The sequence below is a fragment of the Mucilaginibacter mallensis genome, assembly GCF_900105165.1.
Taxonomy (GTDB): Bacteria; Bacteroidota; Bacteroidia; order Sphingobacteriales; family Sphingobacteriaceae; genus Mucilaginibacter; species Mucilaginibacter mallensis.
In genome coordinates this window covers 4,301,057-4,319,360 of sequence record NZ_LT629740.1, presented here as the reverse complement: position 1 = coordinate 4,319,360, position 18,304 = coordinate 4,301,057, and the positions used below count along the sequence as shown (strand labels likewise).

General features: G+C 43.5%; 18 protein-coding genes and 1 tRNA gene. 15 read left to right on the top strand and 4 right to left on the bottom strand.

Annotated features, from left to right (window positions below):
- Positions 1 to 25 precede the first annotated feature (25 nt).
- Positions 26 to 1,930: an SPFH domain-containing protein gene (locus BLU33_RS17300; protein ID WP_091375809.1), complete on the bottom strand. Its 1,905-nt coding sequence runs from the start codon at positions 1,928 to 1,930 to the stop codon at positions 26 to 28.
- An 824-nt stretch (positions 1,931 to 2,754) separates the two neighbouring features.
- Here BLU33_RS17300 and fabG point away from each other — a divergent pair.
- From fabG to BLU33_RS17280, 4 genes are all read left to right on the top strand, one after another.
- Positions 2,755 to 3,498 carry a 3-oxoacyl-[acyl-carrier-protein] reductase gene (gene fabG / locus BLU33_RS17295; protein WP_091375807.1) on the top strand — a complete coding sequence of 248 codons (744 nt, stop codon included), beginning with the start codon at positions 2,755 to 2,757 and terminating at the stop codon, positions 3,496 to 3,498.
- A gap of 155 nt (positions 3,499 to 3,653) precedes the next feature.
- A complete protein-coding gene (locus BLU33_RS17290) occupies positions 3,654 to 4,115 on the top strand; it encodes a hypothetical protein (RefSeq protein WP_091375804.1) in 462 nt (153 codons plus the stop codon).
- A 391-nt stretch (positions 4,116 to 4,506) separates the two neighbouring features.
- Positions 4,507 to 6,603, top strand: coding sequence for a vWA domain-containing protein (locus BLU33_RS17285; RefSeq protein WP_157682211.1), 2,097 nt, complete (start codon positions 4,507 to 4,509; stop codon positions 6,601 to 6,603).
- 319 nt (positions 6,604 to 6,922) lie between these two features.
- Positions 6,923 to 7,621 carry a DUF4136 domain-containing protein gene (locus tag BLU33_RS17280; RefSeq protein ID WP_091375798.1) on the top strand — a complete coding sequence of 233 codons (699 nt, stop codon included), beginning with the start codon at positions 6,923 to 6,925 and terminating at the stop codon, positions 7,619 to 7,621.
- Positions 7,622 to 7,771: 150 nt separating this feature from the next.
- On the opposite strand, the gene BLU33_RS17275 is transcribed toward BLU33_RS17280, so the two are convergent.
- On the bottom strand, positions 7,772 to 9,253 hold the full coding sequence (locus BLU33_RS17275; RefSeq protein ID WP_091375795.1) for a phytoene desaturase family protein: 1,482 nt from the start codon (positions 9,251 to 9,253) through the stop codon (positions 7,772 to 7,774).
- A 98-nt stretch (positions 9,254 to 9,351) separates the two neighbouring features.
- Here BLU33_RS17275 and BLU33_RS17270 point away from each other — a divergent pair, with 98 nt between their 5' ends.
- The 3 genes from BLU33_RS17270 (at position 9,352) to BLU33_RS17260 (ending at position 11,178) form a co-directional block, all read left to right on the top strand.
- Complete coding sequence (locus BLU33_RS17270) at positions 9,352 to 10,185, top strand: phytoene/squalene synthase family protein (RefSeq protein ID WP_091375793.1); 834 nt, start codon at positions 9,352 to 9,354, stop codon at positions 10,183 to 10,185.
- A gap of 74 nt (positions 10,186 to 10,259) precedes the next feature.
- On the top strand, positions 10,260 to 10,967 hold the full coding sequence (locus BLU33_RS17265) for a lycopene cyclase domain-containing protein (protein ID WP_091375790.1): 708 nt from the start codon (positions 10,260 to 10,262) through the stop codon (positions 10,965 to 10,967).
- Complete coding sequence (locus BLU33_RS17260) at positions 10,942 to 11,178, top strand: cytochrome b5 domain-containing protein (protein ID WP_091375787.1); 237 nt, start codon at positions 10,942 to 10,944, stop codon at positions 11,176 to 11,178. Before BLU33_RS17265 ends, BLU33_RS17260 begins: the two co-directional genes overlap by 26 nt.
- A gap of 2 nt (positions 11,179 to 11,180) precedes the next feature.
- On the opposite strand, the gene BLU33_RS17255 is transcribed toward BLU33_RS17260, so the two are convergent.
- Complete coding sequence (locus tag BLU33_RS17255) at positions 11,181 to 12,167, bottom strand: aldo/keto reductase (RefSeq protein ID WP_091375784.1); 987 nt, start codon at positions 12,165 to 12,167, stop codon at positions 11,181 to 11,183.
- Between the two features lie 67 nt (positions 12,168 to 12,234).
- Positions 12,235 to 13,155 carry a PfkB family carbohydrate kinase gene (locus BLU33_RS17250; protein ID WP_091375781.1) on the bottom strand — a complete coding sequence of 307 codons (921 nt, stop codon included), beginning with the start codon at positions 13,153 to 13,155 and terminating at the stop codon, positions 12,235 to 12,237.
- A gap of 224 nt (positions 13,156 to 13,379) precedes the next feature.
- Here BLU33_RS17250 and BLU33_RS17245 point away from each other — a divergent pair.
- From BLU33_RS17245 to BLU33_RS17210, 8 genes are all read left to right on the top strand, one after another.
- Positions 13,380 to 13,453: transfer RNA gene (locus BLU33_RS17245), tRNA-Asn, on the top strand.
- A 234-nt stretch (positions 13,454 to 13,687) separates the two neighbouring features.
- A complete protein-coding gene (locus BLU33_RS17240) occupies positions 13,688 to 14,809 on the top strand; it encodes a hypothetical protein (RefSeq protein WP_091375779.1) in 1,122 nt (373 codons plus the stop codon).
- Positions 14,810 to 14,889: 80 nt separating this feature from the next.
- The gene (locus BLU33_RS17235; protein ID WP_091375777.1) at positions 14,890 to 15,240 is read left to right on the top strand and encodes a helix-turn-helix domain-containing protein; all 351 of its coding nucleotides are present in this window, start codon (positions 14,890 to 14,892) and stop codon (positions 15,238 to 15,240) included.
- Between the two features lie 147 nt (positions 15,241 to 15,387).
- The gene (locus BLU33_RS17230; protein WP_157682209.1) at positions 15,388 to 15,654 is read left to right on the top strand and encodes a hypothetical protein; all 267 of its coding nucleotides are present in this window, start codon (positions 15,388 to 15,390) and stop codon (positions 15,652 to 15,654) included.
- Positions 15,655 to 15,824: 170 nt separating this feature from the next.
- Complete coding sequence (locus tag BLU33_RS17225; protein WP_091375771.1) at positions 15,825 to 16,205, top strand: plasmid mobilization protein; 381 nt, start codon at positions 15,825 to 15,827, stop codon at positions 16,203 to 16,205.
- Entirely contained in the window at positions 16,202 to 17,266 is a 1,065-nt protein-coding gene (locus BLU33_RS17220; protein WP_091375770.1) for a relaxase/mobilization nuclease domain-containing protein, read from the top strand. Before BLU33_RS17225 ends, BLU33_RS17220 begins: the two co-directional genes overlap by 4 nt.
- A gap of 36 nt (positions 17,267 to 17,302) precedes the next feature.
- Positions 17,303 to 17,788 (top strand): hypothetical protein, encoded by a 486-nt coding sequence (locus tag BLU33_RS17215; protein WP_091375766.1) that lies wholly within the window; start codon positions 17,303 to 17,305, stop codon positions 17,786 to 17,788.
- 104 nt (positions 17,789 to 17,892) lie between these two features.
- Positions 17,893 to 18,285 (top strand): hypothetical protein, encoded by a 393-nt coding sequence (locus BLU33_RS17210; protein WP_091171724.1) that lies wholly within the window; start codon positions 17,893 to 17,895, stop codon positions 18,283 to 18,285.
- Positions 18,286 to 18,304: the final 19 nt, after the last annotated feature.

Below are 18,304 nucleotides of genomic sequence, written 5' to 3'. Positions count from 1 at the left end.
CTGTTACCATTATATCTAAACCAGCTTAAACTGTTTTATCATCATTATTACTAACCGGCTTTTCCGCAGCTGCTTCATTTGCAGTTTGCAGCTTCTTAAACATTTCGCTGCCAATTAGGGCATCTATCATGCCGTTACCACCGCCGTCTTTACCGCTCACTAAAATATCAGGCACTAATTTAATGCCGTGACTGGCCAACGCCTCGGCAACACGTACTATGGCATACTGCTCGGTACCCATGGCCTGTGTTTTTTGCTTGGTTACTTCGGCCTCTGATAAACCTATCGCCTTGATCTTGGCGGCTTCGGCAATACCATTTACCTCAGTAGCGTTGGCATCGGCTTTAGCGTTAACAATCTTGGCTTCGGCATCAGCTTTGGCTATGGTTATCCTTACTTCGGCATCAGCCTTGGCATTAATAGTTTTGGCCTCAGCCTCACCCTTAGATGCGGCAACCTTTGAAGCAGCCATCTGCGTATTGATCTCTACCTGACGGGTTGATTTTACAACCTCCGGCTGCATATCGGCACCGGCTTTGGCGCTTTCAAATTCTTTACGCTCAATTTGCGCGTTGCGCTGTGTTTCATAAGTAACCTTTTCCTGCTCGGCTATTTTGCGGTCGGTTAAGGTTTTCATTAAGGCTGCAGGCGGTACAATGTCACCTATCAGGGTATCCACGCCAACTACGTTATAGTTATCCAATACCTTGCTGATGTGTTGTTTGGCATCATCCTGTCTTTGTATACGGTTTGCCAAAAATTCTATCACATCACTCTTTTGCGCCGAGTTACGGAAATAGTTGGCAATAGTCGGCTCCAGTACCTGCGATACCAGGTTTTTCATATTACCGAAACGGGCAATAACCTTTGGTGCCTCGTTGCGCGGTATGTGGATGATCTGCGATACGTCCAGATTAAATGTAAAGCCATCAGATGAACGCACGGTAATGGTACATAAATTCTTATCCAACTCATGCGCCTCTGTGCGACTATCAGCCCAGTTAAGTACAATGTTGGTTGTGGGTACTATTTCAACCGCATGGGTGTAAATATTCACCGGGTGCTTACCTGGGTCGAGGGGTTGGTCCCATACACCCTTTTCATTACGCTTAACAATGTTGCCATGTTTAAAGCCATCGCCGCTGGTGTCCTTACCCTCAGGGCCAACAAAGGAGTTAACCACACCCACATAACCGATAGGGATATAGATCATATCTACCTGCTCCACAATTACAAACCATGGGTTAAGGTAATAAGTACCTGCCAGTATCACATCCTCCTGCAAACCCTTATGGCCTCCGGCATTAATGAATGCAATCGGATCCTGGTAGTTTTTATGGCCAGCTACGGAGCCGCCTGCAATCTCGCCTTTTTCCAAAGGCTCACCATCAAGCGTGGTAACTATACCCACTTTGTTTTCGTGTATCTGTGTTATAGGCACCATCTCAATCTCAAACAAAAAGTTATTGATACGATAGCTACCCGGAGTCAGGAATGCTGCCTGCGGGCCTTTTTGGCCATTATTGTTCAGGAAAGCCATTGCATCCTGAAACTTGTCGCAGTCCACAGGTTTACCTAATACACGTCCGGTATCCATTGGTGCACCATCTTTAGCCTTTACCAGCCCCAGCTTACCCTGTTCAATAATAGTGAACGGCGCCATGGTAATGCCGTATTGCCACGGCCACATGCCCCAGTATAAACCCGGTGCAAGTGCCCGGCCCTGCATACCCGCTTCGCCATCAATAGCGATGATACGGCCATCGGGCAAACGCTTGCTGCCTGATAGGGTATACTTTTTAACCACTAAACCAATACGGTCGTCTGGTACGATGATCATACCAAAAAACACGCGCAAAACGAACTTGTACACCACAAGAACAACTATGATAGGCACAACCCACCATAGTGAAAAAATTAAATTAGCCATTTTTTATTTGATTGTTATATCCGGAACCCTTAAGGTGCGGGCCCTCACAATAACTTACAGCTTTAATCTGAAGTACCTTAGCTGTATAGTGATTATAAGATGGCAAGGGTTAGGGTTTGTTACAGTAATTTGTGAAAAAGTTTACCAAATATGGTTGATGGATTTTGGTTTTGCAAGGGTGTTAGGAAATAATAATTAAACAATTGTTGGGGATCAAAAAAAGTGTTTTCATCCTCTTTACGCGCAGCGGAGAGAGGGTCGACCAGCGTAGCGTAGTCTGGGTGAGTTGGCGGAGCGCGCAAAAGTTTGCGTTATATTGGTCGACCAATTGTCTGAACCGGAATTTTATGAATTTTTCGAATGAACAGAATTTCATAAATTCCTTAATTCTTAAAATTCGGGTTCTGATATTTTGGGCGTTGCCTGCGGCCCGTGCTGTTCAGGGCTTCGCTTCGCTCCGGCCCTCCTTCGTCGGGCTAAACCCTTACTATCACTAACGCGGAGCTTCGACGCGCTCCGTTTACCCCCTCCGTCTCCTTCGTCGACCCCCCCCCAAGTTTAGGGGGAGGCAGGGTGGAACTTCGACGCGCTCCGCCGACTCACCCGGTCATCGCTCAGCCGCTCGACCTGCCCTCTCTTCCGCAAGCGGTAAAGAGGGCAAGCAGCATTTTTTACCCTCTTTCCGCGCAGCGAAGAGAGGGTCGGCCAGCGTAGCGTAGCCGGGGTGAGTCAAACGGAGCGCGCAAAAATTCATCTTTCACCCACTTTTCGCAGTTTCCGGTTTATTAATTATCTTCGCAGCCCATAACGAATTTGTAGACTTCATGAAATTATTAGAAGGAAAGATCGCGCTGATCACAGGCGCGTCAAAAGGCATAGGCCGCAAAATAGCTGAAAAATTTGCAGAACATGGCGCTGATGTTGCATTTACCTATTTATCTTCTGTTGAAAAAGGACAGGCTTTAGAGCAGGAACTGCAAAAATTTGGAACTAAAGTAAAAGGCTATCGCTCCGATGCTTCTAAATTTGATGAAGCCGAAAAACTCATTACCGATATTGTTGCCGATTTCGGCACTCTGCATATCGTAGTTAACAACGCCGGTATCACTAAGGACGGTTTGCTTATGCGCATGACCGAAGAGAACTGGGACGAGGTATTGGATGTGAACCTGAAATCAGTATTCAACGTAACCAAAGCGGCATCAAAAATTATGATGAAGAACCGTAATGGTGTGTTCATTAACATGAGCTCGGTAGTAGGTGTACAGGGTAATGCAGGGCAGGCCAATTACGCGGCATCAAAGGCTGGTATTATTGGTTTCTCAAAATCTATAGCTAAAGAATTAGGCTCACGTAACATACGCGCAAACGTAATTGCACCGGGCTTTATTCGTACCGAAATGACTGAAGTGCTCGACTCTAAAGTTGTTGAAGGCTGGGCACAGGCCATCCCGCTTAAACGCGCCGGCGAAACTGAAGATGTGGCTAATGCCTGCGTTTTCCTGGCATCAGATATGGCAACTTACATTACAGGACAGGTAATTCCTGTTGATGGCGGGATGTTATAGGTAGAAATTATATACCACTGTCATGCTGAGGAACGAAGCATCTATTCTATAAGCGACAGAGAAATGTTTTTCCCGCTGTTTGTGTCCTCACAAACAGCTACCAGTAACAAGTTAACGGATTGTTTGTGAGGACACAAACAATGGGGTGAAATTATATGGAAGTTGATTTTAGTAATATAGCGGATCATATAATTCCAATAGCAGGGCATTCTTTAAATTGGCGTTTCACTGAGATACCAACAGAGCATTTAAATGAATTAAAGCCATTAGATAATCACGCGTCTAAATTTTTATCTGATTATATTATTGGTACAGGACTGCATAGTGATATACCTTTTAAAGACGGGTTCTTTAAAAGGATAGATAGTATCAATGTACAGAATGTAAAAAAAGAAGAAGTCGGAAAATGGCTTTTCGATCTTGATTTTCCAATAAATGATGAGATTTTTCTCTCATGGAGCCCAACAGAAGCAATGATTGTTCCCTGGAAGTCGTTGATTCAATATTTTGATTGTTTTTATCACCTCGTCAGCGATGATTTAACTGTATTCGATCAAACTTTGAATTGGTCGTTACTTTTCTTTCATGAGGGTGAAATCTATTACGGTACAAAATAAAATTTATAATATGTTGCACGTTTTCCCACTGTTTGTGTCCCTACCATAGGTGTTCGGAAGATTTGATTTCTTACAAATATTGAGCATAGGGTCACCCTGAGGCACTCGAAGGGTAAGCGTAAAGGCCTTTGCCCACATGCTTCGAGTGCCTCAGCATGACACTCTTTTTTAATCTTCCGAACACTTATAGTGTCCTCACATACAGTTGCCAATTAATATAATGTTTGTGAGGGCGCAAATAATAGGGCGAGGTTCTATCCACCTTGTCATGCTGAGGTACGAAGTATCTATTCTGCAAGCACCAGAGAAACGCGGATAGTTTCTTTGCTACCGCTCAGAATGACAATTTTTATTAAGGTCAACATAAAAAACAGCATATTTGGATACAGATATGCTGTTTTTATTTTCAATAACATGGGGAGCGGTTTCGGGATGGTGGGCATTGGCCTGCTTGTTGCTTGGCGTTTTGTATGCCTGGCTCATGTATCGGCAGCCGATAAACCTGGCCAATAAATTCAGGTATGTATTATCAGTTGTACGGGCTTTAACGGTAGCTATCATAGCACTGCTTTTGCTGGCGCCGATGTTAAAGTCGGTAGGTTATAAGTCTGAAAAACCGCTGGTTTTAATTTTGCAGGATAATTCGGAATCCATAAAATTATTCAACCCAAAGGGCTCGCAGTCATATAACGTATACAATCTCGCAATTGATTTAGACAAGGTTAAATCCACTCTCGGCGATAACTACGAAGTACACGAATTCAATTTCGATAAAACGCTTCATAACGGGTTATCTACTAAATTCAATGGCAAGCAAACCGATATATCCGCCGCACTTAAGCAAGTGAATGAGCAGTACGTAAACCAAAATATCGGTGCAATAGTATTGGCAACCGATGGCCTCTACAACCAGGGCAGCGATCCGCAATATGAGGCGCGTAATTTTAAAACTGCTATCTATACGGTTGCATTGGGCGATACTACGCCTAAACACGATCTGCTGATAGCTAACGTAAACTACAACAAAACCGCTTTCTTAGGTAACGACTTTGAGATAGAAGTTTTAGCCGAAGCCTACCAAAGTAAAGGCGAAACCATGCGTTTGTCAGTTACCGAGGATGGTAAACAGGTAGCTGCGCAAAATATCCCGGTAAATTCAGCTGCTTTTCAAAAACTGGTGCCTTTAAAGTTAAATGCTGATAGAAAAGGTGTCCGTAAGTTTAATATCAGTATTGCACCTGTTAGTAATGAGCTATCGACCCAAAACAACAGCGAGACTATTTATGTAGATGTACTGGATGCCAAACAGAAAGTATTGCTGGTTTATAACGGCCCGCATCCTGATGTAAGTGTGATAAAAAAAGGCATTGAAAGCAACCGTAACTTTGAGGTGAAAACAACGTTATTATCCGATCTATCAACCTTAAAGATCGGCGATTATAGTTTAGTTATTCTTTACCAGTTAACACCCGGTAATTCTGGCTTGTTGCAAAGTCTGGCAAAAACAAAAATGCCGGTTTGGTATATGCTGGGCGGGCAATCGGATCTGCAGGATTTTAACAATCAGCAACAGGCTATTAAAATAAGCAGTGGCAGGGCCGAAATGCAGGAGGTATTCGCGCAGCCGGTGCCAGAGTTTTCGGCTTTTACACTCACCGATTCAACCCGACAAAAGATAAGTACCTTTCCGCCATTGATGGCGCCTTTTGGCAGCTATACATCATCGCCGACTAACCAGATCTTACTCAAACAAAAGATAGGCAACGTTTTAACCACCTATCCGCTGTTGTCATTCAGCGATGAAGCAGGCAGGCGCACAGGTATCCTTACAGGCGAAGGCCTGTGGCGCTGGCAACTGGCCGAATATAAAGCTAATAGCAATCATCATGCTGTGGAAGAACTATTAAGCCAAAGTGTGCAATACCTTACCGCTAATGCAAACCGGCAGCAATTCAGGGTTTATCCGGCTAAAAACGTGTTTGATGAAGGCGAAAATGTGATCCTGAATGCAGAGTTATACAATGACGCATTCGAACTGATTAATACGCCAGATGTTAAGATCGACCTGAAAAGTGTTGATGGTAAAAACTATAGCTTCCTGTTCACCCGGAGCGGGCAAAGCTACCAGCTGGATGCTGGCGCATTGCCGGTAGGGGAGTATACCTATTCTGCCACAACAAAAGTGGGACCCCGTTCATTTACCGCAAACGGACAACTAACCGTAAAAGCCCTGAACCTTGAAACACGCCAAAGTGCTGCCAATCACCAGTTGTTAAACAACATCGCCAAACAATCCGGCGGACAAATGCTATTGCCGTCACAAATAAACCGGCTGGCCGATCTGATCCGCAAAAATGATAACATTAAAACCGTTGTTTACCAGGATAAACATTATAGCGATATGATAGATGTGAAATGGATTTTTATCGTAATTCTTGCCTTGTTAAGTACTGAATGGTTTATAAGAAAACGCGAAGGAGAGATTTAACGCTTTTTTTAAATTCCCTCCCTTGGGAGGGGTGCGCAGGATAGTGCAGTGGCAGGGAGGCGTTTCTACACCAGATGCGATTGCATAAACCCCTACCTTCCCTTCCCCTGGGAAGGAATCGCACAATCCACCTCACTTAAAAAAACAAAGAAATCTACTCCAGTTTATATCAAAAAAATTACCTGTGTACCAGCAACATTGGCTGGCAATTTGATAGATTTGTGTAGCGATTATTTTATTAAAAAATATTTAATTTAGTGGTTAAACCTTTTACAATAAAGTTGTCTAACCATATATAATTCAACGAGGGCTACGAACCATGAAAAGATCGATCTATTTAGGGCTGTTATTTTTAATCCTGTCGGGATTATCAGCCTGTACCAGTTACAACTACTACACCGCCGGCCTTAACAAAACAAATATGAGCGGTTACCGCACTTTTGCATGGATACCTGCAGGTACCGCAAAGGTTAATAATGTGGTTAGCCTTAACAGCACGGCAGATGCAAATATTAAAGATGCAACAACACTGGCACTGCAAAGCAAAGGTTTAAGCTTGCAGCAAAAACAGCCCGATCTGCTGGTTAGCTATACTACTACTGTTGGCCGAGGGTCAAGAACAACTTATTATACCAATTATGGCTTTTACGGTCCGTATGCCGGTTGGGGATTAGGCTGGGGTGGCTATTATGGTTGGCGCGGTGGTTTTGGTGGTTACTATGGTGGCTGGGGATATGGATACCGTCCGTATTACTATGCTTTCGGAGCTCCGTTCGCATACTCTGGAGGTATAACTTATGCCGATCAGGAACATTATAAAGAAGGTACTTTAATTATAGATCTGATAGATAGAAGAACAAGAAAAGTAGTATGGCGTGGCTTTGGCGTTGGCGAAGTGCATAGCGACCCTAAAAAGAATGTTGACGACCTCCCTAAGGTTGTTGATGGTATACTCAAACAATTACAAACTGCTCCACCAAGCAACGGTAATTATATGTACCATACCATGAGCTCTTAACTATTGATAAGCGACTCTACAGCAATTGGTAGCCCGGCCTGACGCCGGGCTATTTTTTTGCCCGGATTTTCTCTTTTTTGTAGAGACGCAATACTTTGCGTCTCTTTTTAGTTGCGGGAGACGCAAAATATTGCGTCTCTACAGAGAATGCTATTCACTAAAATACTTCATCGCCTCTTTCGCCGCCACTTGTCCCGATATTAATGCCGGTGGCACACCCGGCCCGGGTACGGTTAACTGTCCGGTATACAACAAATTTTTAATGTGCTTTGCCCGCATGGATGGTTTAAAGAACGCCGTTTGGCCTAATGTATTCGCTAGCCCATATGCATTGCCTTTAAAGGAGTGATAGTCGGCTTTAAAATCATTCATTGCATAGCTGCGCTTAACTACAATGTTGTGCTTTATACTTTCGCCGACGGTTTTTTCAAAGCGATTTACTATCAGATTAAAATATTGTTCGCGCAGGGTTTCACTATCTTCCAGTCCGGGTGCTAAGGGGATCAGGAAAAATAGGTTTTCGCAGCCTTCAGGTGCTACGCTATCATCAGTTTTTGATGGACAGCAAACATAAAACAGCGGTTTCTCGGGCCATTTGGGTGCGGTATAGATCTCTTTGGCATGCTGCTCAAAATCCTCATCAAAAAACAAATTGTGGTGCTTAATATCGCCCAGTTTTTTATTTATGCCGATGTAAAACAACAGTGCCGACGGTGACATAGTGCGGCTATCCCAATATCTACGATCATAATTGCGGTTGGGCTTTGCTATTAGCTGTTGATCTACATGCTCATAATCAGCGGCCGCTATTACAAAATCAGCATTAAAAATACCTTTGCTAGTTTGAATTTGGTTAACCAGTTTATCGGTTACATCGATCTTAGTAACCTCAGTATTTAGTTGAATATCAACACCCAATTCTTCGGCAAGCTTAACCATTGCTTTTACAATTTCATGCATACCACCCATGGGGTACCAGGTGCCCAAAACCAGGTCGGCGTAATTCATCATGCTGTACATGGCCGGGGTATCCTGTGGTTTTGCACCGAGGAAGAGTACTGGAAATTCCAATAGTTTTATCAACCTTGGATCCTTAAAATATTTGCGCACATGTTTGCTCATGCTGGTGAGCAATTGCATACTAAAGCTTTTGCGAATGAGGTTAAGATCAATAAACTCTCCGAGCGTGTGCGACGGGCGAAAAACATATTCACCCATGCCTACTTCATATTTGTACCGGGCCTGGACTAAAAACGCTTTTAAGTTATTGCTGCTGCCGGGTTCTATACTTTCAAAAAGTGTTTCCAGTTCAGGTATACCGGCGGGTATGTCCACTGCTTCATCTTTATCAAAATAAACACGGTAGGCTGGGTCGAGTCTTTTTAGCTCGTAGAAATCCTGCGGTTTTTTACCAAACAGAGCGAAGAAGTTTTCGAAAACATCGGGCATCCAGTACCAGCTTGGCCCCATATCAAACTTAAACCCATCCTGCTGCCACACCCTTGCACGGCCACCGGGCTGATCATTCTTTTCCAGTACTGTAACCCTAAAACCCGCTTTTGCCAGCACACATGCAGCCGATAATCCGGCGAAACCCGCGCCGATCACTATAACGTGTTTACCCTTATCCATTTGTTTTCAGCGCCTAAGGTAGTAAATAGTTTTGGGGCACTTTAAAAACAAATTCCCGCGTATTTTTGTAATATTGTATATAATGTGCATGCGAGAAAATGAACCTGTATAATGAAACCTGCTTTGAATGCAGCAAGTTGGTAACCAGCAAATACAGCACTTCATTCAGCACGGGAATAAAAGCTTTTGATAAAAAATTCAGGAACCCGGTTTACGCCATTTACGGCTTTGTGCGGCTTGCTGATGAAATAGTTGATACTTTCCACTATTACGATAAGCAACAGCTCATTAAAGATTTCAGGTTGGAAACCTTTAAGGCCATTGAAGAAAGGATCAGCTTGAACCCCATCTTAAATTCCTTTCAGATCGTAGTAAATGATTACGAAATAGCTCCGGAACTGATAGACGCCTTCCTGCTATCCATGGAAATGGATTTGGATAAAAAGACCTATAACACCGAGGCTTACAAAACTTACATTTTTGGTTCGGCTGAGGTGGTTGGACTGATGTGCCTTAAGGTTTTTTGTGGTGATGATGAGCAATTATACCGTAAGTTATTGCCTAACGCCTGCAGCCTGGGTTCGGCATTTCAAAAGGTTAATTTTTTGCGGGACGTAAAAGCCGACCTTGAAGAACGAGGCCGCACCTATTTCCCGGGTATCGATTTTAAGAATTTTACCGAAGCAGATAAACACCGCATTGAAGCCGATATAAAAAAGGATTTTGACGATGGTTTTGAAGGGATAAAAAGATTGCCGCATGGCTGCCGCCTGGGAGTTTATATCGCTTACTGTTATTATTTGCAGTTATTTAAAAAAATAGCCAGCATATCCGCTGTTACTTTGATGCAAAAACGCATACGTATTTCTGATACCCGCAAAATGTCTATCTATTGCACGGCGCTTATCAAGCAAAAGCTAAACACTATTTGATAAATTAGCATTTACAGCACCTAATGCTGTAAAATTTCCAAAAAATGCCTATATTAAGCTGTTAACCGTTTTTAATGAAGTTTACCTATTTACTGATTAATTTCTTTACACTACTTTTTCCAGTTGCTTTATCATTCGATAAGCGGGTACAATTTCACAAAAGCTGGAAATTCATCTGGCCGGGTATGGCCATTACGGGCCTCGTTTTCTTATTCTGGGATGTGCTTTTTACACTCAAAGGTGTATGGAGCTTCAATAGCAGTTATGTAACAGGTCCGGCTGTTTTAGGCCTGCCCATTGAAGAGATCCTATTCTTTTTAACCGTACCGTTTGCCTGTATATTCATTTACGCCTGCTTAAATTATTATGTAAAGCGGGAAATGGAAATGCGCCTTACCCGCGTCATATCAAACCTGATCATTATATTCTCTATACTGATACTTATATTTTATCATCATCGCATGTATACCAGGGTTGCTTTTACGTTGGTTGCTTTTTTGGTGATATTATTCCAGTTTATTTATAAGGTGCGCTGGCTTAGCCGTTTTTATGTAACGTATGCGGTAGCGCTTATACCGTTTTATATTATTAATGGAATACTTACCGGTTTGCCTGTGGTTATATACAATAACACTGAAATGTTAGGCAGGCGTATAGGTACAATACCTATTGAGGATCATTTTTATATGATGGCGCTGTTGCTCATGAACATTGGTTTTTTTGAGTATTTTAGAAAGAGGGCTATAAAAGTACATTATGACAAATTTGCCGGAGTACACTAAATCGCAACTGGCCCTGCGCAACGGGCAGGATAAGCCCGAAATATGGGTGGCGTATAAGGGTATAATTTACGATGTTACTGAAAGCCGCCTGTGGCGCAATGGCAAGCACTATGAGCACTGGGCAGGGCAGGACCTTACCGATGAGCTCATAGATGCTCCACACACGCATGAAGTTTTTGAAAAATTTAAAGCCGTAGCGAAGCTAAAATAATCCTATTTATTAACCATACTCATCGCGGCCTCAGTATATCGGGGGCCGGTGTTTGGATATTTCTTTACCACCGTTTCGATTGCTTTAAAATCAGTATCACCCAAAGTAATATCTACCGAGGCTGCATTTTCCTTTAAATATTTTGTCTTTTTTGTACCGGGGATAGGGATGATATCATCACCCTGGGCTAGAACCCATGCCAGCGCCAATTGTGCTGGCGTACAGCCCTTATCGTGAGCTATGCTCGCGAAATCTGCGGCCAGTTTGGTGTTGTTTTCATAATACTCACCGCTAAAACGTGGTATACTGTGCCTGAAATCATCGGCCTTAAACTCATTAGTATCCGTTGGCAAAGTAGCGCTGAATAATCCACGTGAAAGCGGGCTGAATGGCACAAAACCGATCCCTAATTTACGGCAAGCCGGGATGATCTGCGATTCAGCATCACGGGTTAACAGCGAATATTCGCTTTGCAGTGCGGCTATGGGGTGAATTTTACAGGCATGTTCCAGTGTTTCAGCAGATGCTTCGGAAAGGCCAAGATAGCGCACTTTACCTTCTTTAACCAGATCAGCCATGCCGCCTATCATTTCTTCAAGTGGTATAGTTGGGTCGATACGATGCGCGTAATACAGATCGATCACATCAACCTTAAGCCGTTTTAAACTTGCCTCAACAGCCTTTTTAGCATAAGCCGGAGAAGCGTCAAAACTACGTTCACCATCTTTTTGGGCAAGGAAACCAAATTTAGTGGCTATAAAAATCTTATCGCGGTTTGGTGCCAATACTTTTGATATCAGCTCCTCATTGGTATGCGGACCGTAAATATCGGCAGTATCCCAAAAGTTTATGCCCAGGTCGAGCGCCAGTTCCAGTACTTTTATTGATTCTGCATCATCGCGGTCGCCGTAGGCGTGGGTCATACCCATACAGCCTAAGCCAATAGCCGATAATTTTTCACCTGTGTTGCCAAGTTCCCTGTATTTCATAATTGTTTGCTATTATATAATCAGGAAACGGCTATATCTGCTGCTTGTTTTATAGTAATTGTAAGAATTACGCTATAATGGCAAACTGCGATAAGGTAACAAACTCATTTACCCTTGCTGCAATTTCTTCCTGTGAAAGGTTTCTGATCTTTTCGGTACCAAATTTCTCCACACAGAATGATGCCAGCGCCGAGCCGAATATGATAGCGTTTTTCATGTTGTTGAAGTTAATGGTGCCCACATTGGCTAGATAGCCAATGAAACCGCCTGCAAAGGTATCACCTGCGCCGGTTGGGTCGAACACATCAGCCAATGGCAATGCCGGTGCTGAGAATACCAGATCATCACTAAACAGCAATGCGCCATGTTCACCTTTTTTAATGATGAGGTATTTAGGGCCCATCTGTAATATTTTACGGGCGGCCTTTACCAATGAAAATTCGCCTGACAATTGGCGTGCCTCTGCATCATTAATGGTTAATACATCAACAAGCTTTATGGTTTCTAGCAGGTCGTCCATGGCAATGTCCATCCAAAAGTTCATGGTGTCCATTACAATAAGCTTAGGGCGGTTTTTAAGGCGTTTAATAACGGTTTGCTGTACCTGCGGGGTAAGGTTACCCAGCATCAGGTATTCGCAATCCTGGTAGCTTTCAGGTATGATAGGGTCAAAATCAGCCAATACGTTCAGTTCGGTTATCAGCGTATCACGACTGTTCATATCGTTATGGTATTTGCCCGACCAAAAGAAAGATTTTTCGCCTTCTTTTACTTGCAAGCCTTCGGTGCTGATATTGTGATTATGAAAATCCTCAATCTCGCTTTGCGGAAAATCATCGCCTACAACGGCTACAATTTTAACCTCATCATAAAAATATGATGCGGCTAAGCTGGCATAAGTGGCAGCGCCACCAACAATTTTATCCATTTTACCAAAGGGTGTTTCAATAGCATCAAATGCTACGGTACCAATAACAACTAAACTCATACTGAATGTGTAATTTTTTTCCGGGGGCAAATATTGTGAAATTACCGTAGAAATTAGCTGATGGCCTTAATTTATATTGACTAAATGTTAGTTTAAAATACAAACAGATAAAATTAAATGCCTGAATATTAATTGATATTAATTTTTTATGATTTTTTTTTGGAGAAATATTGTGAAATTTCAACAGAAATCCTACTTTTGCACACTCCAAACCGGAAAATGATTCCTGAGTAGCTCAGCTGGTTAGAGCATCTGACTGTTAATCAGAGGGTCGCTGGTTCGAGCCCAGCCTCAGGAGCCTGAAAATCAATAATTTAACCCAACTCTGGCGAGTTGGGTTTTTTATTTGCAGAAAATTTGCAGAAAAAATATCAGAACAGATGCAAACACCTTTTTGCGTAACTTTGTTCTACTTCCATTCTTTAGGCTAATTAAAGGCTGTTCTTAACGTATTTGCCTGTAGTTTTAATTTTTTCATTACAGAATAAGAACCCCTGACTATAGTTAAAGACTTAATTTAATTGCTCCGATTATGCAGCATCTCAAAGAATTTTTGACCCGCATTCAAACTTTTGATCTACGAATTATCGAGGATGATATTCACATGGAATGGGGAACGAATGAAAAGAAGCATGTTCAGGTCTATGACCTAAGTCATCAGACCCAATACTATGACAGTTTTTCTTATCGGAGCGAATTACGGGTATTAAAAGATATGGCCTTTATCGATCTTATGGCATTAGATAAAGAGCGCATCAAGTTACAATTGGAAGAACTCTCCAAAGTCCGGGAACGGTTTAAGGAATTTTGGAGAAATTACCACGACCACCATTCGGAAATGACACAGGTCTATGAACGCCACTTTATTTTTTCCGTCAACCTGGAGTATTTATTTATTGTTAACGGCCTGCAATCCACCAATGCAGAAATCGAAGTAAGTAGCAAATTTGCAGAAGACCTTGGCGAATCAGTCAAGCTGCGGGAGAAGTTTTTAAGAGAACTGATCTATGCTACTGAAACAGCCATTAAGCCAAAGCGGTCTGAAGCCGAATTTAAAGAATGGCTGGATGCCGAAAGAGCGAGACAGGAAGTGGCAACGGCTGAAACTACTAACAAGACTTTAATAACTCCTAAATCCGAAACAGCCGAGGCACCGGAAACAGCGGCGGTGCAGGAAGCACACACCGAGCCTGAACTAAGTGAAGAACAATTGGCTGCTGCTAAATTAGTGGGATACTATCCGACCTTTAAGGAGGGGGCAGCCCGGCAACTATTTGACTTATTGAAAACTTATTTTGTTCCTGAAGAACATTTTTCGCTGGAAAAATTGTTATTAGATGACGAGGCCCCTGCCAGTCCTTTGTTATTCCGTGGTTCCGCCACCCAACTGGCCGATGCATTTAAACAACTCAAAGAAGCCAACCTGATTGTAGGCTGCCGTATGAGCGACCTTGAAAGATGGATAGCCCCAAAATTCCTATATCTATCCCCGCAGTCCCAACCCAGGGAACTACCCGAGGACTATCTCAATGGATTAATGTCAACTAAAGGTCGTCCCTGTAAGTCCCCCATCCTGACAATTGAACAAAAGGAAGACAAGTTTTTTATTTTGCCCGCTCCCGCAGCAAAAAATAACAAAAAAATGAGGGGGTAGGCGCAGGGTTGCCGCTTACCTACTTGTAACCCTGCAAAACAGGCCCATACCATTGCAGCATTAAACAAAATTAATGCGCAATGAAAGATACACTCACCTTTGACCAGTTACCCGAAGCGGTAACTAAGATGCAAGAAAAGCTGGACATCATAGAACAGCTTTTACTTCAGCGACAAGTACAGTCGCCGGAGCAAGACGAAATTATGCCCGTTGCCAAGGCTGCAATATTTTTAGATCTTGCTGTTCCAACCGTTTACAGTAAAGTATGCCGAAAAGAAATCCCTGTTAATAAGCGCGGGAAACGCCTGTATTTCTATCGTTCGGAACTCACCGAATGGATCAAGTCTGGCCGGAAGAAAACGGCGGATGAAATACAGGAAGATGCGTTAAAGCATCTGACAACCGGAAGTAAAAAATCCAAAGCGTTTTAAGTCCAATGGAGCGCTTGGAAACTACTATCCTTATCATTAGCGGTAATATTAAGTTAACGGCATTATAGGGCGATCCTAAGTGCGTCAAAAAGTAAACGGCCTTTTGAACGCAGCCCGACACACCCGCCCTGATTGGGTAGCGTACCGATGAGGCACCAATGGCGCCCATCGGTAAAAGGATCGGCGGATCAGCGATACCGCGAGCGGTATGCTGAAAGCCCGACACCCGCAGGCGGGTGTAAAATAGACGCGGCGGCAAGCCGCCGGAGAGAATGGGCGGCACCTTTGGTGCCACCGTTTGAACAGACCGATAATCGCAATAGCGATTATCGAAGAACCGCGAAAGCGGCAAGCCGCTTTTGGCTGGGCAGCACCAAGGTGCTGCCCAAACAGCCTCTGTATATATGGCGATAGCCATATATACAGATAGCGGAACAGGCCTTTGGCCTGTAAGCGGAGCCAGCTATGTTTCGGCCCTGCCAAAACTCGCTGGCCCCCTTCATGCTATCGCATTTGGGGGGATTAGGAAAGAATTTATTAAGACAGATTGATGCTTTATCAGCCTTGATTTTAAAGTAAGTCAAATGGAGAAGGAAACACAGAAACTAAGAGTGGTAAACAAGGGTGGCCGCCCGAAGGCGCAAATAAAAAGAGATTGCCAATTGACGGTGATGTGTAATATTATCGAGAAAAAGATGATACAGTCCAATGCCAAACGCGCCAGGACAAACGTATCAATTTATCTCCGTCAAATAGGATTAAATGGCCGGATAACGGCGAAGACTTTGCCGAGGGAAGTGTTGAAATTTACCGGCACCTTAAATCACATGGCGGCCAATTTAAATCAAATCGCCAGGAAGCGGAACAAGGGTGAAGATTTAAATACACTTGACAGAGCATTGCTGAACCAGGAAGTCAGAAGCTTGCAGAGTGTAGTAAAAGAGGTTAAGAATTATTTGGCATGATCGGGAAAATCACTACAGGTAAAAGTTTTCGCGGCTGCATGAGCTACCTGCATGAAGGCCGGTTGCAGGAGAATGAGGAACTGCAAAAGCTGGAAATGGAAAAGAAGCAGTCGGAGGTCATTTACTATAACCAGTGCTTTGGCAACAAGAAAGAATTGATCCGGCAATTTGTAGAGGTAGCGCAATTGAACCCGAATGTCAGCAAGCGGGTGTTCCACGCCAGTATCAGTTTTGACCTGGCCGACAATGGAAAACTCAGCACACAGGACAAGATCGATATCGCTCAGAAGTTGGCCAAAGAGTTTGATTTTGCAGATAGACAATACGTAGTGATTACCCATGCCGATACCGAGCATGAACACCTGCATATTGTTGCCAACCGGATCGGTTTAGAGGGGCCGACCGGGAGCGACAGTAACAGCTATCGGCGCATGGCTGAATATTGCAGACGGATGGAGCAAGCTTACAAATTGACCAAAGTGCTGAGCCCTAACAAATTCCTGAAACCAGAGCAGAGGGTAGCGCAAAGCCAGCGGGTGGATCAGCGCAAGGAACACTTAAAAGCACATTTGGCTAAGGCGGTTAAGCAATGCAAAAGCGTAAAGGAAGTCAAAAGCTATATGGAGCAGAAAGGCTATCAGGTGGAACTTGGGCGAGGTATCGCTTTTACCGATCAGCAGCATGTCAGGTTCAAAGGCAGCCAGGTGGGTTACAGCCTGGCCGACATCGAAAAGAAAATTCGGCAGGAGCAGACACAGCGGCAGGTACAGCAAATGCAGGCTAAAAACCAGGCCCGCGATCAACGTCAAGCGTATGAGCAGGAACAACCCAAAAGTTTGGCCGATCAGTTACGGGAAGTGATTAGCGAGAATGAGCAAAAAGAGCAGAAAATCTATTTGAAGCGGGAACCGGAAACGCATTATTTAAGTGCAGCGCTGGCAACTGGCGGCGAATTGTTTGCTGGCCTGCTTCAAACCATGCCGGAAGAAGAACCGGAAACGCCAAGTAAAAAGAAGAAGAAAAAGTTAGGCCAGGATCAAAGCTACCACATAAGCAGGTAGGGAAATTGAATTGTAAAACCATTAATTAATGATAATATGAAGAATGAAGCAACAGTAATCGATGAAGTGACTATGACGGATATGCTCAAAAATATTTTCGAGCATGAAGAAAAAATGCAGAAATACATGGAAACTCAGGCAGTAGCGATTAAGGAAAAAGACACCGTGATCGAACGATTGCTCACCGAAAGCAAGAAGCAAAAAGAAGAATTTGCAACCAAGCTGGCCAATATGAAAGTGACTGCGCCAGCTCCTGATCTGTCCGTGGTAAAGGAAGCCATTACTGCCGGGCTTGCAGGCATCACTAAAAATATGGCTACAGACTTTGTTGCCATCAGAGAGATGATCAACAGAGGCCCGGCCCCGATCACACGGAAACTTCAGCTATTCACAGATGCCAAAACGCCTGAGCAATACAAAGCGGTGCTTTCATGGATCGTCTTTGGATTGATAGGTTTGGTAACATCGGTCGGCACCATTATGCTGATCTGGCACTATATGAATTTAACCCACGTCCGCTAATTCAATTCTGCCATGAACCCATTAAATATAGGGCAGCGGTTTTGGCGGCTGCCCTATCAAACAACCAAAAAAATTAGTAAATTTGATTAACGATGGATAAGAGTATGGAAACACAAATTTTGACAGACGAAAGCGGTGAACCGACAAGAGTGGTGATGGATTACCAAACCTACGTTGAAATGTACCGGCAATTAAACCTGCCGTTACCCCCTGCTAAAACCGTACAGGCGCGCAATCCGCTCGACTGGTATACCAGAACTGAAAGCGCTAACTCTATATTAAACGGATTGGTAGCACTGGCCTCGCGGGAAAAAATGAAAGAATCTGAAAAGGCCAATCCTGATCAGCAGCGCATCGAGGAATTGCTGGCTTTACGCAAAGAGGCTATTGAGGCGGTAAACAACAATGATAATTTTTCCAGCCTGGAGCGGATGGATCAGGTCATTGAAAAATACGGTCCTATCTTATTAGCGGAGAAAAAAAAAATCCCGATTTAAGTTCAGAGTATGGGGTAGA